Origin of the sequence: Clostridium tyrobutyricum (assembly GCF_019144085.1) — a bacterium.
Lineage (GTDB): Bacteria > Bacillota > Clostridia > Clostridiales > Clostridiaceae > Clostridium_B > Clostridium_B tyrobutyricum_A.
Window position 1 is genome coordinate 55565 of record NZ_JAHHUY010000003.1, and the last position, 16130, is coordinate 71694.

Sequence of the window (16130 nt, forward strand, 5' to 3'; positions counted from 1 at the left end):
CTCTATTATTTTAAAAAAATATTAATATTTTAGCCGTAAGTGAAGGAGGTAATTTAATGAGTGAAATTATTCAAACTACTATTGCAGGAAGAACTCTAAAAGTTGATTATGGTAAGGTTGGAAGACTTTCCAATTGTGCCATTTTAATAAGTTATGGTGATACTGTTGTTCTAGTAAATGCAAACTCTTCTGCAAAACCAAGAGATGGGGTAGATTTTTTCCCATTAAGCATAGAATATGAAGAAAGACTCTATTCTGTAGGAAAGATACCTGGAGGATTTATAAAAAGAGAGGGTAAACCTACTGATAAAGCCATTTTACATGCAAGGGCAATTGATAGACCTCTTAGACCGTTATTTCCTAAAGGATATAGAAATGATGTTCAAGTTGTATGTACTGTAATGTCTGTTGAACAAGATAACATGCCAGATATACTTTCTATAAATGGTGCATCTCTAGCATTGTGCCTTTCAAGTATTCCTTTCGATACTCCTGTAGGGGCTGTTTCTGTTGGAATAGTAGATGGAGATTTTGTAATAAACCCAGGATTAGAACAAAGAAAAAAAAGTACATTGAATTTGACTGTATGTGCCACTGAAGATAGAGTGATGATGGTAGAAGCTGGTGGAGATGAAATAGCAGAAGATGCAATGTATAATGCTATAAATTTTGGCTTTGAGGAATGTAAAAAAATAGCTAAATTTCAAAGAGAAGCTATGGAGAAATACGGTAAAAAGAAAGGCGTACCAGAATTACATAAAGTAAATGAAACTTTAGAAAATGAAGTTAGAAATTTTTCTTTTGATAGTATTAAAGAAGTTATGCACATAACTGACAAAGATGAAAGAAATGATGCGCTTGATAAAGTCAAAAAGAAATTAGATGAGGAATTTGGAGATAAATATCCAGACAGTAAAGCAGATATTAGTGATATTCTATATAGAATTCAAAAAGAAATAGTTAGAAATATGCTTTTAAATGAACATAGAAGACCTGATGGAAGAAGATTTGATGAAGTAAGACCTATAAGTTGTGAAGTTGGAATACTTCCAAGAACACATGGTACAGGATTATTTACAAGAGGATTAACTCAGGTAATGACAGTAGCTACTCTTGGATCTCTTGGAGATGTTCAAGTGCTTGATGGAATAGATTTAGAAGAATCTAAAAGATATATACACCATTATAATTTCCCATCTTATAGTACTGGTGAAACTAGACCTCTTAGAGGACCTGGAAGAAGAGAGATAGGACATGGTGCACTAGCAGAAAAAGCTTTGATACCACTTATTCCAACTGAATCTGAATTTCCATATACAATAAGACTTGTATCAGAAGTTTTAAGTTCTAATGGTTCCACGTCTCAAGCAAGTATATGCGGAAGTACCTTAGCCCTTTTAGATGCTGGAGTTCCTATAAAGAGACCGGCAGCAGGAATCGCCATAGGACTTATAACTAGTGATGATTTATCTCAGGAAGAATTACTTACTGATATACAGGGAATAGAAGATTTCTTTGGAGACATGGATTTCAAGGTAGGAGGAACTGAGGAAGGAATAACAGCTATCCAATTTGATACTAAAATTCATGGACTTTCATTGCACTGTATAAAAGAAACTTTGGAAAGAGCGAAAAAAGCTAGATTGTTTATACTTGATAAAATAAATGCATGTATAAGTGCTCCTCGAAAAGATCTTTCTAAATATGCTCCAAAGACATTTACCATGAGTATAGATACTGACAAAATAAGAGATGTAATAGGAGCTGGTGGAAAGGTAATAAATAAGATAATAGCGGAAACAGGAGTAAAAATTGATATAAAAGAAGATGGTAACATATTTGTAATGTCAGATGATACTGAATCTGCTAAAAAGGCATTAAAGATTATAGATGACTTAACAAGAGAAGTAAAAGTAGGAGAAATTTACTTAGGCAAAGTTACTAAAACTACAAACTTTGGGGCATTTGTTGAAATACTTCCAGGGAAAGAAGGATTGGTACATATATCGAAACTTGATTTTACTAGGGTAAATAAAGTTGAAGATATAGTTTCAGTAGGAGATGAAATACTTGTTAAGGTTATAGAAATAGATAATCAAGGCAGGATAAATCTTTCTAGAAAAGATGCAATAAAGGATTCAGAAAAAAAGAAATCAGATGAGGACTAAAAAATAGAAGGGCTTATGTGCCTTTTTATTTTTTTCAATTATAAATAATTGAAATATACATAGAATATAGTGTAATTATAATTTGAAATAAAAGAAGGTGATGATAAAATTATGTACAATATAATTAAGCTAGACAATGGATTAAGATTAGTTGTAGAAAATATAGATCATGTTAACTCAATTAGTGTAGGACTGTGGGTAGAAAACGGTTCTAGAAATGAGGGCATACATGAAAATGGAATATCTCATTTTATTGAACATATGTTTTTTAAGGGTACTGAAAAGAGAAATGCGTTTAATATAGCTGAATGTATAGAAGAAGTAGGTGGACAGATAAATGCTTTTACAGGAAAAGAAGCTACTTGTTTTTATGTAAAAGCATTATATTCCCATTTAAATTTAGCATTGGATGTTATATCAGATATGCTTTTTAATAGTAAATTTTCACCTGAAGATATGGAAAAAGAAAAGGGAGTTATAATTGAAGAAATAAATATGAGCGAAGATACCCCGGAGGATGTCCTATCAGACATTCACAGTAAGGCAATATGGGGCAATGATCCAATATCCTATCCAATACTGGGTACTAAAGAAAATGTTAAATCATTTACCAGAAAGCAAGTAATAGATTATTTAAAACGATATTATGTTCCGCAAAATGCTGTAATATCAATATGTGGCAAGATAGACTTATATACTATTAAAGAAGTGGTGGACCAGTATTTTGGACAGTGGAAAAATAATAGTGAAAAAGCAGTACAGTATTCAAATCCTAAATTTTTTAAAAAACACATATTTAAAAAGAAAGATATAGAGCAGTTGCACTTAAATCTCGGAATACCTGGTATAGAGAGTGGAAATGATGATTTATATACTGAATTGCTTATAAGTAATATACTTGGTGGAGGAGCATCATCTATCCTATTTCAAAAGATCAGGGAAGAAAAAAGTTTATGTTATTCTATATATTCATATATAGCCTCATTTAATAATACGGGAGTAATCAGCATATATACTGGATTGAATCCAAAACATGCTTATGATGCCATAAATATAATACAGGAAGAAGTATTTAAACTAACGAAATCTGGTATTGGATTTCAAAAACTACAGAAAACAAAAGAGCAGTTAAAAGGAAATTATATATTGGGAATAGAAAGTACTACAAGTAGAATGTTCAATAATGGAAAGTCAGTTCTTTTTTTAAATAAAGTAAATAGCCCTGAAGATATAATGAGAAAGATAGACAAAATTAATACTGATAAATTAAACCAAGTAATGGAAGAGACTTTTAAAAATGGAATATTAAATTCAGCATTTGTAGGATTAGATATAGATGTAGATATAGTTAAAAGTATATTAGGTGAATGTGAAAATCCTTTTAAAAAAGGTAGTAGTATAAATATATAGTAATAAGTTATATATCCAATTCATATTATTTATATAGTAAATCATGTGAATTGGAGGAATTACTTGTGAGTGACAATATAAAGTTTTATGGAGATATTGAAAGGTATGAAATTATAAATGTAAATGATGGTGACAGATTTAACTCTCTGGGGAATAATGATATTATTATAGATGAAAATGGTAACTTAAAAATATTATTGTTAAATGAAAATAAATCTAAATTTGGACTGTTTGGTAAAAATGAATTTGTAGAAGTACCTTGGGATTGTGTTCAGAAGATTGGTGCTAAAACAATAATAATAGATGCTGATGAAAAAAAATTTAAAAAAACCCATTAACAAAACCTTAAGCTTATTAATAAAATGAATGTAGCAGGGTAATAAAATGTTTATTACAATGGAGAATAAAATGGGGGATGGATATGAAAATATTAGTGCAAAAATTCGGCGGAACTTCAGTATCTACACATGAAAGAAGAGAAGATGTAGTAAACAAAGTTGTCAAGGCAAAGAAAGATGGCTATTTTCCAGTAGTAGTAGTATCTGCAATGGGAAGAAAAGGTCAGCCTTATGCTACTGATACACTACTTTCTTTAATAAGCGATAATTTTAAGGTGAAAAATAAATTGGCCTGTGATTTGATAATGAGCTGTGGAGAAATTATAAGTGCTGTTGTTTTATCAGATGAAATATCAAAGAGAGAATTAGATGCCGTTCCAATTACTGGGGCTCAGGCATCTATAATAACCGATGATAATTATAATGAAGCATCTGTAATAAATGTAGATCCAAAGAAATTATTTAAAATAATAGGCTCAAACAAAATTCCCGTAGTTTCTGGATTTCAGGGAATAAATAAAAGTGGATTTATGACTACTATTGGAAGAGGAGGAAGCGATGTAACAGCTGTACTTTTAGGAAACGCTTTAAAAGCAGAAAAAGTGGAAATATATACGGATGTAGATGGAATAATGACTGCAGACCCTAGAGTAGTAGCGGATGCTTCTCTAATTAAGGAGATAAGCTATAATGAGGTATTTCAGCTGGCAGATCAAGGTGCCAAGGTAATACATCCCAGAGCTGTAAGAATAGCCATGAATAGTAATATACCACTAGTTATTAAAAATACTCTTAATAATAGTACAGGTACAATAATCAGTAATTCCATTATGGAAAATCAAGATAAGATAATAAGTGGAATAACTTCTGTAAATAACAGAGTACAAATTACTGTAAAATATGATGAAAATACCCAAAATAGAAATTATTTTAATTTGTTTGATGAACTGGCGGACAATCTTATCAGTATAGATCTTATAAATGTATTTAAAAAACAGAAGATTTTTACAATAGATAATAAAGACATCGAAAATTTTAAAATTGTAGCTGAAAATCTTGGCTTAAAATATTCTATAGTTGAGGAATGTACCAAAATAGCTCTTGTAGGAAATGGCATGCGTGGAATACCAGGAGTTATGGCAAAGATACTTAAAATACTGGCAAAAGAAAATATACAGGTTCTTCAGACAGCGGATTCTCATACTACAATATGGTGTCTTGTTGAAAGTCGTTTTGAAAATACATCTATAAATGCACTGCATAAAGGATTTGGTCTTAGTGAAAATTAGTCAATATTAATGTATATGGAATCTCTTCAATGAACAAAATAGTAGTATATACAATTTGATTATGGAGGAGATACATTATGTCAGTTCAGGAAGAAAATAGAGGCACAGATGAAAATACAAGACAAAATATAAGGGAATTAGGAATAAATAGTATTTCAAATATTAAAGATGATATTCAAGTTTTACCTATAATAGGTCAAATAGAAGGTCATGAAGTACTTTCACCTCAGACTAAGACTACAAAATATGAACATGTAATACCTCAGCTTGTTTCGATAGAACAAAATAGTAACATTAAAGGTGTATTTGTAATTTTAAATACTGTAGGAGGAGATGTAGAGGCAGGTCTTGCCATAGCTGAGATGATAAACAGTCTTAGCAAAGTTACGGTATCTCTTGTAATAGGAGGAGGTCATTCCATAGGAGTTCCCTTAGCTACAAGTTCAGACTATTCATTTATATCTCCATCTGCAACTATGATAGTTCATCCTGTTAGAATGAATGGTATGATAATAGGAGTTCATCAAACATTTGAATATTTTAATAAAATACAGGACAGAATAAATGAATTCATTATTAGAACTTCAAATATTACTGGGGAAAAATTGACGGATTTTATGTTGAAGACAGATAAACTTTTAAATGATACTGGTACTATGCTGGTTGGCAAAGAAGCTGTAGAAGCTGGATTAATTGATGAAGTAGGTGGAATAAGTAGAGCTATATCAAAACTCCACCAGCTTATAGATAAACAGAATAAGTAAAATTAGCCATAGGAGCTGATCCTATGGTATTTATGTTTATTCAAAGGAAATGAAAAGGTAATGTAGAATATAATAAAATGAAGATATTATGACTTTGGAGGTGATTTTTATGACTAGAAAAAAGAGAAGAAAAAAAGTAGAAAGTTCAAATAGTGATATTAAAGGAATAATACTAATTACTTTTGGAATCTTAATGTTAATAAGCGTATTCTCACCTTCTACATCAGGTATAGTAGGAAGAAATATAAAGAAAATATTAATTATGCTTATGGGGCTTGGAGCTTTTATCTTTCCTGCTTTGATAATTTTTATAGGAGGATGCGTTTTAGCAAGAAAGAATAAAATTAATTTTAGTAAGAGATTTTATGGCATAATATTATTTACGATAAATACGCTTCTCTTTGTACAGATGATAACTATGTCAGATTATTATCCTTATAATAGTATATTGGACAGTATAAAGAGTATGTATAGTTTGGATAATATAGTTCATGGAGGAATTATAAGTCTGTTTATAGATATACCTCTACTTAAATTGTTTGGAGATATAGGATGTTATGTTATATTTTTAGCGTTATATTTTATATCCGTAATAATTATGAGCAAACTGACTTTATATGATGTAATACATAAAATTAAAGAGTCTATATCCGAAGAAAATCAAGATACAATAGTGGAAGAACGAGATAGTATAAGCAAAGTAAAAGATATAGATGAAAAAGACGGATTTATTAAAGGCTTGAATAATAGAATAAAAATATTAAACTTTATGAAATCCAAAGATGAAGAACTTTTAGAGGATAAAAAACAAGAGGATAAAAAAATTGATATTGCTGATACTTCAGATAAAAAGAGTAAATCTTTAGATCATCCAATTGAAATAGAAATAGCGGCAGATAAAGTCCCTGATAAGTCTATAAACGAAGAATTAAATAAAAAAATGATTGAAAGTGAAGTTCAAGATTTAGTATATAACTATCCTGAGATAGATCTGTTAAAACAGAACATTAAATCTCAGTTAAATAAAGAAGATAAGAAAGAACTAATTAACAGTGCTAACAAATTGGAGGAAACTTTAAACAGTTTTGGAGTTGAAGCTAAAGTAATGCAAGTAAGTAAAGGACCCTCTGTTACTAGATTTGAACTACAGCCAAGTCCTGGTGTGAAAGTAAGTAAAATAGTCAATTTATCTGATGATATTGCATTAGGACTTGCAGCTACAGGAGTTAGAATAGAGGCACCTATACCTGGAAAATCGGCTATAGGTATAGAGGTACCGAATAGAATACTTACTCCAGTTTATTTGAGAGAAGTTGTAGAATCAAAGGAATTTTCAAATTCCAAATCAAAACTGGCATATTGTTTGGGAAAGGATATAGGAGGAAATTGCATAGTATCTGACTTAACAAAAATGCCTCATCTTCTTATTGCAGGAGCAACTGGTTCAGGAAAAAGTGTATGTATAAATACTTTAGTTATAAGCTTGTTATATAAATATTCTCCAGAAACAGTAAAATTGCTTATGATAGATCCAAAGGTAGTTGAGCTGAGTGTGTACAATGGTATACCACATCTTTTAATACCAGTTGTGACGAATCCTAAAAAAGCAGCAGGGGCTTTGAATTGGGCTGTTCAGGAGATGAATAGAAGGTATAAGTTATTTGCAGATACTGGAGTAAGAAACATAGAAGGTTACAACAAGCTGGCAGATGAAAAAATAGTAGATAGTAAATTGCCATTTGTTGTTATGATAATAGATGAGCTTGCTGATCTTATGATGGTTTGTCCAAATGAAGTAGAGGATTATATAGGACGTCTTGCCCAAATGGCAAGAGCTGCAGGTATGCATCTTGTTATAGCGACTCAGAGACCGTCTGTAGATGTAATTACTGGAGTAATTAAGGCAAATATACCTTCAAGAATATCTTTTGCAGTATCCAGTCAGATAGACTCCAGAACCATACTTGATACAAGTGGAGCTGAGAAGCTGCTGGGAAAAGGAGATATGTTGTTTTACCCTGTTGGTGAAGGAAAACCTGTTAGAATACAAGGTGCTTTTATATCTGAAAAGGAAGTAGAAAATGTAGTTAAATATATTAGAGATAAACAAGGCGAAGCACAATATGAAAATAAAATAATTGAAGAAATAGATACAAGTGTATCTAAAAATGATGAAGATTGTGATGAACTTTTAAATGAGGCAATTAGAATAGTACTAGATTCAGGACAAGCATCTACATCCCTTATTCAGAGAAGATTGAGAGTTGGATATAATAGAGCTGCCAGAATAATAGAACAGATGGAGGAAAGAGGTATCATATCTGGAAAAGATGGAACGAAACCAAGGCAGGTACTGGTAAATAAAGATGAATTTAAATTATAAATTTATCTTGTAAAATTAATAAAGTAGATTTACAATAACATATGTATTATTAAATATGAATCGTATATTTGCAACCTGAAATTAGGAGGAGAAAATTGAATAAGCTAAAAGTTGGAATTATAAGTTTAGGCTGTGATAAAAACAGAGTGGATTCTGAAATTATTTTAAATAATTTAAAATACGATTATGATCTTGTTTCTGAATTAAAACAGGCAGATATAATAATTGTAAATACTTGTGGATTCATAGAATCTGCCAAACAGGAATCAATAGATACAATACTTGATATGTCTAAGTATAAAGAAGAATTTAACTGTAAGATACTGATTGCTACAGGATGCTTGGCACAAAGATATGGCAATGAAATTATGCAGCTTCTTCCTGAGGTTGATATAATGCTTGGAGTTAATGATTATGACAAATTAAATGAAAGTATTAAAAATTATATTGAAAATAAATTTGATAAGGTATACAGTTTTAATTATAGTAATGTTAAAATAAATGAAGGAAGTAGAATACTTACAACAGCGATATCAACTGCTTATGTGAGAATTGCAGAAGGGTGCGATAATTTATGTACTTACTGTATAATACCTAAAATTAGAGGAAAATATAGAAGCAGGACTATGAAGTCAATTTTGAAAGAATGTATGGAACTTGTGCAACAAGGAGTAAAGGAAATAATATTAATAGCTCAGGATACTACAAGGTATGGAATAGATTTATATGAAAGAAAAATGCTGCCTGAACTTTTACAGAATATTTCTCAAATAGATGGACTAAAATGGATTAGATTGCTTTATTGTTATCCAGAAGAGATAACTATGGAACTAATAGATGAAATGGCAAAAAACAAAAAGGTTTGTAAATATATAGATATACCTATACAGCATATAAGTGATAATATACTTAAATCCATGGGCAGAAAAGGAAGAAAAGCTGAAATAATTCAAAATATAAATAATTTGCGAAAATGTATTCCCAATATTGTTATAAGAACTACTTTGATAGTAGGATTTCCCGATGAGACAGAACAGGATTTTAATGAACTAAAACAGTTTGTAAATAATATGAAATTTGATAAACTTGGAGTTTTTAAGTACTCAAGAGAAGAGGGAACTCCAGCTTATAAAATGAAAGGTCAGATTCCAGAAGATATAAAAGTTCAAAGAGAAGGAGAGATTATGCTTCTTCAGCAAAAAATATCTCAGAAAATCAATAGGGCTAAAATAGGAAAAACATATGAAGTTATTTTAGAAGATAAAAAAGATAATTTATATTTTGGCAGGAGTTATGAAATGAGTCCAGAAATAGATGGAAGTATATACATAAAGAGTAAAAATGAATTAAGAATTGGAACTATAATAAAAATAAAAATTGTAGACAGTCTTGAATATGATTTAATGGGAGTTGTATGTGATGAATTTAGCAAATAAACTTACAATAGTTAGGATTATACTTGTTCCTGTATTTTTAGTATTTATGGCAGTAAAAGATGTTCCATATTTTAAATTTATTGCTATAATAATATTTATTTTAGCATCAATAACAGATAAATTAGATGGCTATATAGCAAGAAGTAGGAACCAAATTACTAGATTTGGAAAATTTATGGATCCGCTTGCAGATAAACTGTTAGTGACAGCTGCTCTTGTATCATTAGTTGAATATCATATAATACCAGCATGGGTAGCCATGATAATAATAGCTAGAGAATTTGCAGTAACAGGACTTAGGAGTATTGCTGCTGCTGAAGGTATAGTAATAGCTGCTAGCCCTTGGGGTAAAGCTAAGACTGTAACTCAAATAATAGCTATAATATTTGCTCTTATAAATTTAAATTATAATCATGTATCTTTGGGAATACTTAAAACTGTAGTAAATCATCCTCATAAATTTTTAAATTTGACTACAGATATCTTTATGGGATTAGCCATAATAATGACTATACTGTCTGGTATAGACTATTTTGTGAAGAATAAAAAAGTAATAAATATTGATAAATAAAATTTTAATTCGTAGAGTTTTAATTCATGTAATTAATGGATTAAAACTCTAAAAAAATGTCTATAATTAGTTATATACACAAAATTATTTTATAATATGATATTGGAGATTTAATTTATAGGTTGACTGTATAAATAATGTGGTATATAATGATTAGGAACATACGTTCGAATATGAAAGGATGTGAAATCTTTGGCAAGTTTAAATAATGAAAAGCTAAAAGCTATAGAATCAGCTATGGGACAGATAGAAAAACAATTTGGAAAAGGTTCTATAATGAAACTTGGAGAAAATAGTATATTAGACATAGATTCCATTTCTACAGGGTGTCTTGATTTGGATATAGCACTTGGAATAGGAGGAGTTCCCAGAGGAAGAGTAGTTGAAATTTTTGGACCAGAATCATCTGGAAAAACTACAGTAGCATTACATATAGTAGCAGAGGCTCAAAAAGCAGGTGGGGTAGCAGCATTTATAGATGCAGAGCATGCCCTTGATCCTTCCTATGCTAGAAACTTAGGAGTGGATACTGAAAACTTAATAGTATCTCAGCCTGATACAGGAGAGCAAGCACTTGAAATAGTAGAGGCATTAGTAAGATCAAATGCTATAGATGTAATTGTAATTGACTCTGTAGCAGCGTTGGTACCAAAAGCAGAAATAGAAGGAGAAATGGGAGATTCTCATGTAGGACTTCAGGCTAGACTTATGTCACAAGCTCTTAGAAAGTTAACTGCATCAATTAATAAATCAAGATGTGTAACAGTATTTATAAATCAACTTAGAGAAAAGGTTGGTGTTATGTTTGGAAATCCCGAAGTCACCCCTGGTGGAAGAGCATTAAAATTTTATTCTTCTGTTAGAATGGATGTAAGGAGAATAGATTCTATAAAACAGGGAGATAATATTGTTGGAAATAGAACCAAAGTAAAAGTTATTAAAAATAAAGTGGCACCTCCTTTTAAACGTGCAGAATTTGATATAATGTATAATCATGGAATATCAAAAGAGGGTAATGTTTTAGATGTTGGAGTTAGAGAAGAATTCATTCAAAAAAGTGGAGCTTGGTTTTCCTATAATGAAACAAGACTTGGTCAGGGAAGAGAAAATTCCAAACAATTTTTGAGGGATAACCCAGATATAAGATTGGAAATAGAAAATAAGATAAGAGAAAAATATAATTTGCCTTTAGAAAAGCCTGATAAAAAGGAAAATGATAAAAATAAAGGCGAAAAGTCAGCTGATGAAAAAAGCAATTTAAAAACACAAGATAAATAGATAGTTTTTATTTATAAAATTAACAAATATATATATAATAGTATTGCAGTATAGGAACTTGACAATGTTTAAAATATAATATAAAATTAAGACAAATTCTGGTTTGTCATGTACTTAGGAATTACCAATTGGATAAATATGACACCTTTTCTACGCTTACATATTTTAAAGGTTATAGATGCATAAAGATAAGCAAGGGAGGTGTACATGTGAATTCTATATTAATATATGAAATTATTGCTGGTATAGTTATAGCAGTCATTATATTAGCTCAATTTTATACTATAAAAAATAAATTATCTGATATAAAATCAAAAACTGTTGAAGAATCCAATAAATTACGTGAAGAGTCTAAAAAAGAGGCTGAATCTAAAAGAAAAGAAATTATATTAGAAGCTAAAGAAGAAGCCCACAGATTAAGAAACGATGTAGAAAGAGAGTCTAGAGATAGACGAAATGAAGTTCAAAGACTTGAAAGAAGGATTATTCAAAGGGAAGAATCATTAGATAAGAAAAATGATGTGCTTGAAAAAAGGGAAAATGATCTGGATAGAAAACAACAGGAAATTGGAAAAACACAGTCTGGTATAGAGGAGCTTTATAAAAAACAAAATGAAGAACTTCAAAGATTATCAGGACTAAGTTCCGAAGATGCTAAAGAAATTTTGTTAGAAAAAGTTAGGAAAGAAATTAAGCACGAATCTGCAGTTATGATTAAGGAAATTGAGGCTAGAGCTAAAGAAGAAGCTGATAAGAAAGCTAGAGAAATTATAACTTGTGCGATACAAAGATGTGCTGCAGATCATGTGGCTGAAACTACAGTGCATGTTGTAACTCTTCCCAATGATGAAATGAAGGGAAGAATAATAGGAAGAGAAGGTAGAAATATAAGAACTCTTGAAACTTTAACAGGTGTAGATTTAATTATTGATGATACACCTGAAGCTGTAATATTGTCAGGTTTTGATCCTATAAGAAGAGAGATTGCTAGAATAGCGCTAGAAAAACTTATAATAGATGGAAGAATACATCCAGCAAGAATAGAAGAAATGGTAGAGAAAGCTAAAAAAGAATTGGAAAGTGATATTAAAGAAGAGGGTGAACAGGCCTCATTTGAAACTGGAGTACATGGTCTTCATTTAGAAATAATAAAATTACTTGGAAGATTGAAATATAGAACTAGTTATGGTCAAAATGTATTAAAACATTCTATAGAAGTTTCTTATTTAGCCGGTCTCATGGCTTCTGAAATAGGTATGGATCCAACTATAGCAAAGAGAGCTGGTCTTCTTCATGATATAGGTAAGGCAGTTGATCACGAAGTTGAAGGTCCACATGCAATTATAGGAGCAGATGTAGCTAAAAAATATCATGAATCACCATTGATAGTAAATGCTATAGCAGCCCATCATGGAGATGTAGAATTTCAATCTTTAGAAGCAATACTTGTTCAGGCAGCTGATGCGATTTCAGCAGCTAGGCCTGGAGCTAGAAGAGAGACTTTGGAAGCTTATATCAAGCGTTTGGAAAAATTAGAAGAGATAGCAAATACATGTGAAGGTGTAGAAAAGTCATATGCCATTCAAGCGGGTAGAGAACTTAGAATTATGGTTAAACCAGAAGATATTGACGATGCAGGAGCCGTTGAGATGGCAAGGAATGTAGTAAAAAGGGTAGAAGAAGAATTAGAATATCCTGGTCAAATCAAAGTGAATGTAATTAGAGAGACTCGTGCAGTTGAGTATGCAAAATAATAATTAAAATAAATGAGAATTTCTTTTGGATTTTTTAAATGAGTAAGCTTTATTAAATCTAAAAGGAATTTTTGATTTTTTGTAGAATATTATAAAGTGATAATAATATCAATAACAAATAGGGTTAATATATTAGGAGGGTTACTATGGAAGTATTAAAAGTTTCAGCAAAATCAAGTCCAAATTCAGTTGCAGGGGCTCTTGCGGGGGTACTAAGAGAACGTGGAGCTGCAGAAATACAGGCTATAGGGGCTGGCGCATTGAACCAATCAGTTAAAGCAGTGGCAATTGCTAGAGGGTTTGTGGCACCTAGTGGAATCGATTTAATATGTATACCAGCGTTTACCGATGTTGAGATAGATGGTGAGGAAAGAACTGCTATTAAGTTAATAGTGCAGCCAAGATAAATATAGATTGAATATGTATTCATGGGGACTTGAATTATTATCAAGTCCTTGTTTAATTTATCCATTGACTATCTTACATACTATGTTAAAATTAAAAAAGATATACAACCTAGGAGGATTTTTATGGCAGCATTGTTAGAATTAATGAGACCAAAGCAGTGGATTAAAAACTTCTTTGTTTTTGCAGCAGTTATTTTTTCAGGAAATTTTTTAAATATAAATGTGGTTGTTTCAAACATATTGACATATATACTATTTTGTATTACTTCATCAATAGTATATATATTGAATGATATAGTTGATACAGAAAAGGACAAATGCCATCCTGAAAAAAAGAAAAGACCTCTTCCAAGTGGCAGGATAAGTAAAAAGTCAGCTATAATTTTAGATATAATTCTATTCGTTTTAGTCAGTTTTATAAGCTATAGATTTATGGGTATTGCAATATTTAGTATAATACTGATTTATATAATTATAAATATAATGTATTCTTTCAAATTAAAAAATGTAGTTATAATAGATGTAATGATAATTACCTTTGGATTTATGTTGAGAGTAGAGAGTGGAAGCATTGCTACAGGAGTATCTGTATCACCGTGGCTGTTTTTGTGTACTGTACTTTTATCTCTATTTTTGGCACTAAATAAAAGAAAAAGTGAGATATTGACATTAAAAGATAAAAGTGCATCTCATAGAAAAATATTAGAAGAATATTCTGTTAATAATATAGACAAGATGCTTACTATAGTTAATCCATCTATATTAATGGCATATTGTCTTTACACATTTAGTTCAATTCAAAGTAGGACTATGATGATTACAATTCCATTTGTACTCTATGGAATATTCAGATATGAATACTTGGTAGATAAGAAAAATTTAGGAGGTAAGCCTGAAGCTGTTTTTGCTAAAGATAAGCCATTTTTAATAAATATTATTATTTGGATTATAAGTGTAGTTACTATAATATATCTAAAACTTTAGAAAGGTGCCGATTTTGTATGGAGATAAGAAGTGTTTTAAAAGATACATTTTATTATAAGATCACTATGACAATAGGTATAGTATTATGTGCATTGTGGATAATATTTATAAATTCCACACCGTTCTCAGATTTTGATTATTATTATAAAATGGCAGTTACGATAGCAAATGGAGGTTTATGGGGAGATACATATACTTCAGTTGGATATTCCATAGTATTGGGTGGCATATTCAAGTTATTTGGAGCTAGTGTTCTTAAAGCTAAAATATTCAATATAATATTGACATTTATAAGTTACTTATCTTTTAAATCGATTTTATTTAAACTAGATTTAAAGACCATAGATAGAAAGATACTGTTTGCTTTGTTTGTATTTATACCAAATAATATTTTTTACAATAGTATATTAGGTACAGAACTACTTTTTACAGTAGTACTTTTAATTATAACTAATCTCTATATGAGTGAAGTAAAATTTAAATATTTTTGGATCGGTGTTTTATCAGGAATTAATACTATGATTAAGCCATTTTTTATAATAATATTCTTTGCAATATTTCTTGTAGAAATTATAATGCACAAAAAGATTGTAGGTTCTGTAAAAAATGCATTGATAGTATTAGTTATGACCGTTATTGTAATTTCGCCGTGGATATATAGAAATTCTAAATTAATAGGTCAATTTACTTATGTGTCCAATAATGGAGGAATAGTATTATATATAAATAATAACTCCCAAAATTCAAAGGGACGTTGGATGGCAGCAAATGCAGTTGAAAAATCCATTGTAAATACTTCAAAATATAAAAATGCAAATATGACTGTTAAAAATAAAATGCTAAGTGCATCTGCTAAAGAATGGATAAAATCTCATCCTGCCAAATTTATTGAATTAGGATTTAAAAGACTTTTTAATACATATTTCGTAGGAGATGATATAGTTTATAGTACATATGCAAGTGGCATAAGTACTGGCTTTAGATATTTTCTCATTGCTTATGCAAATCTTATAAGGGAGATAGTTTTTGCTCCAGCTATATTATGCATAATACTTTATAGTGCATTTATATTAAAATGTTTAATAAAACGCAGAAATTATCTTATTAGTAAATTTAATATATATGGAGTATTACTATTCTTTATGTTTACATGTGTTTATTTTCTAACGGAAGGACAGGGGAGGTACTCTTTCCCAATAATATTTGTGCTTTTATATTATTTTTATATATTTTTTAAAAATTTATTTTTACTTGGTAAAATAAGAAAAAATTAAATATATTATTTAATTTTGACTTCATGAACAGTTAATAATTTAAAATATCATTCAAATGTAAAATGGAGGAATAA

At 30.1% G+C, this 16130-nt stretch carries 13 protein-coding genes; all 13 read left to right on the forward strand.

Annotated elements, in window-relative coordinates; genetic code table 11:
- Window positions 1-56: 56 nt before the first annotated feature.
- A complete protein-coding gene (locus KM800_RS01910) occupies window positions 57-2168 on the forward strand; it encodes a polyribonucleotide nucleotidyltransferase (protein ID WP_217811557.1) in 2112 nt (703 codons plus the stop codon).
- 111 nt (window positions 2169-2279) lie between these two features.
- Complete coding sequence (locus tag KM800_RS01915; RefSeq protein WP_217811558.1) at window positions 2280-3578, forward strand: M16 family metallopeptidase; 1299 nt, start codon at window positions 2280-2282, stop codon at window positions 3576-3578.
- A gap of 65 nt (window positions 3579-3643) precedes the next feature.
- Window positions 3644-3916, forward strand: a complete 273-nt coding sequence (locus KM800_RS01920) for a YlmC/YmxH family sporulation protein (RefSeq protein ID WP_217811559.1) — start codon at window positions 3644-3646, stop codon at window positions 3914-3916.
- Window positions 3917-3999: 83 nt separating this feature from the next.
- Window positions 4000-5205 (forward strand): aspartate kinase, encoded by a 1206-nt coding sequence (gene dapG / locus KM800_RS01925; RefSeq protein WP_217811560.1) that lies wholly within the window; start codon window positions 4000-4002, stop codon window positions 5203-5205.
- 77 nt (window positions 5206-5282) lie between these two features.
- Complete coding sequence (locus tag KM800_RS01930; protein ID WP_217811561.1) at window positions 5283-5969, forward strand: ClpP family protease; 687 nt, start codon at window positions 5283-5285, stop codon at window positions 5967-5969.
- 109 nt (window positions 5970-6078) lie between these two features.
- Window positions 6079-8352 (forward strand): FtsK/SpoIIIE family DNA translocase, encoded by a 2274-nt coding sequence (locus KM800_RS01935; RefSeq protein WP_217811562.1) that lies wholly within the window; start codon window positions 6079-6081, stop codon window positions 8350-8352.
- A 95-nt stretch (window positions 8353-8447) separates the two neighbouring features.
- Window positions 8448-9788 (forward strand): 30S ribosomal protein S12 methylthiotransferase RimO, encoded by a 1341-nt coding sequence (gene rimO / locus KM800_RS01940; protein WP_217811563.1) that lies wholly within the window; start codon window positions 8448-8450, stop codon window positions 9786-9788.
- On the forward strand, window positions 9772-10359 hold the full coding sequence (gene pgsA / locus KM800_RS01945) for a CDP-diacylglycerol--glycerol-3-phosphate 3-phosphatidyltransferase (protein WP_217811564.1): 588 nt from the start codon (window positions 9772-9774) through the stop codon (window positions 10357-10359). Before rimO ends, pgsA begins: the two co-directional genes overlap by 17 nt.
- Before the next feature lie 192 nt (window positions 10360-10551).
- A complete protein-coding gene (recA, locus tag KM800_RS01950; RefSeq protein WP_217811565.1) occupies window positions 10552-11637 on the forward strand; it encodes a recombinase RecA in 1086 nt (361 codons plus the stop codon).
- Window positions 11638-11846: 209 nt separating this feature from the next.
- Window positions 11847-13391, forward strand: a complete 1545-nt coding sequence (gene rny, locus KM800_RS01955) for a ribonuclease Y (protein ID WP_217811566.1) — start codon at window positions 11847-11849, stop codon at window positions 13389-13391.
- A gap of 146 nt (window positions 13392-13537) precedes the next feature.
- Complete coding sequence (locus tag KM800_RS01960; RefSeq protein WP_217811567.1) at window positions 13538-13798, forward strand: stage V sporulation protein S; 261 nt, start codon at window positions 13538-13540, stop codon at window positions 13796-13798.
- A gap of 123 nt (window positions 13799-13921) precedes the next feature.
- Window positions 13922-14782 (forward strand): decaprenyl-phosphate phosphoribosyltransferase, encoded by an 861-nt coding sequence (locus KM800_RS01965; RefSeq protein ID WP_419195451.1) that lies wholly within the window; start codon window positions 13922-13924, stop codon window positions 14780-14782.
- A gap of 17 nt (window positions 14783-14799) precedes the next feature.
- Window positions 14800-16056: a hypothetical protein gene (locus KM800_RS01970; RefSeq protein ID WP_217811568.1), complete on the forward strand. Its 1257-nt coding sequence runs from the start codon at window positions 14800-14802 to the stop codon at window positions 16054-16056.
- Window positions 16057-16130: the final 74 nt, after the last annotated feature.

Bases quoted from the DNA above. Each gene is read 5' to 3' on its own strand.
- KM800_RS01910 (WP_217811557.1), top strand. From the start codon at position 57: ATGAGTGAAATTATTCAAACTACTATTGCAGGAAGAACTCTAAAAGTT.
- KM800_RS01915 (WP_217811558.1), top strand. From the start codon at position 2,280: ATGTACAATATAATTAAGCTAGACAATGGATTAAGATTAGTTGTAGAA.
- dapG (WP_217811560.1), top strand. From the start codon at position 4,000: ATGAAAATATTAGTGCAAAAATTCGGCGGAACTTCAGTATCTACACAT.
- KM800_RS01930 (WP_217811561.1), top strand. From the start codon at position 5,283: ATGTCAGTTCAGGAAGAAAATAGAGGCACAGATGAAAATACAAGACAA.
- KM800_RS01935 (WP_217811562.1), top strand. From the start codon at position 6,079: ATGACTAGAAAAAAGAGAAGAAAAAAAGTAGAAAGTTCAAATAGTGAT.
- pgsA (WP_217811564.1), top strand. From the start codon at position 9,772: ATGAATTTAGCAAATAAACTTACAATAGTTAGGATTATACTTGTTCCT.
- KM800_RS01960 (WP_217811567.1), top strand. From the start codon at position 13,538: ATGGAAGTATTAAAAGTTTCAGCAAAATCAAGTCCAAATTCAGTTGCA.
- KM800_RS01965 (WP_419195451.1), top strand. From the start codon at position 13,922: ATGGCAGCATTGTTAGAATTAATGAGACCAAAGCAGTGGATTAAAAAC.
- KM800_RS01970 (WP_217811568.1), top strand. From the start codon at position 14,800: ATGGAGATAAGAAGTGTTTTAAAAGATACATTTTATTATAAGATCACT.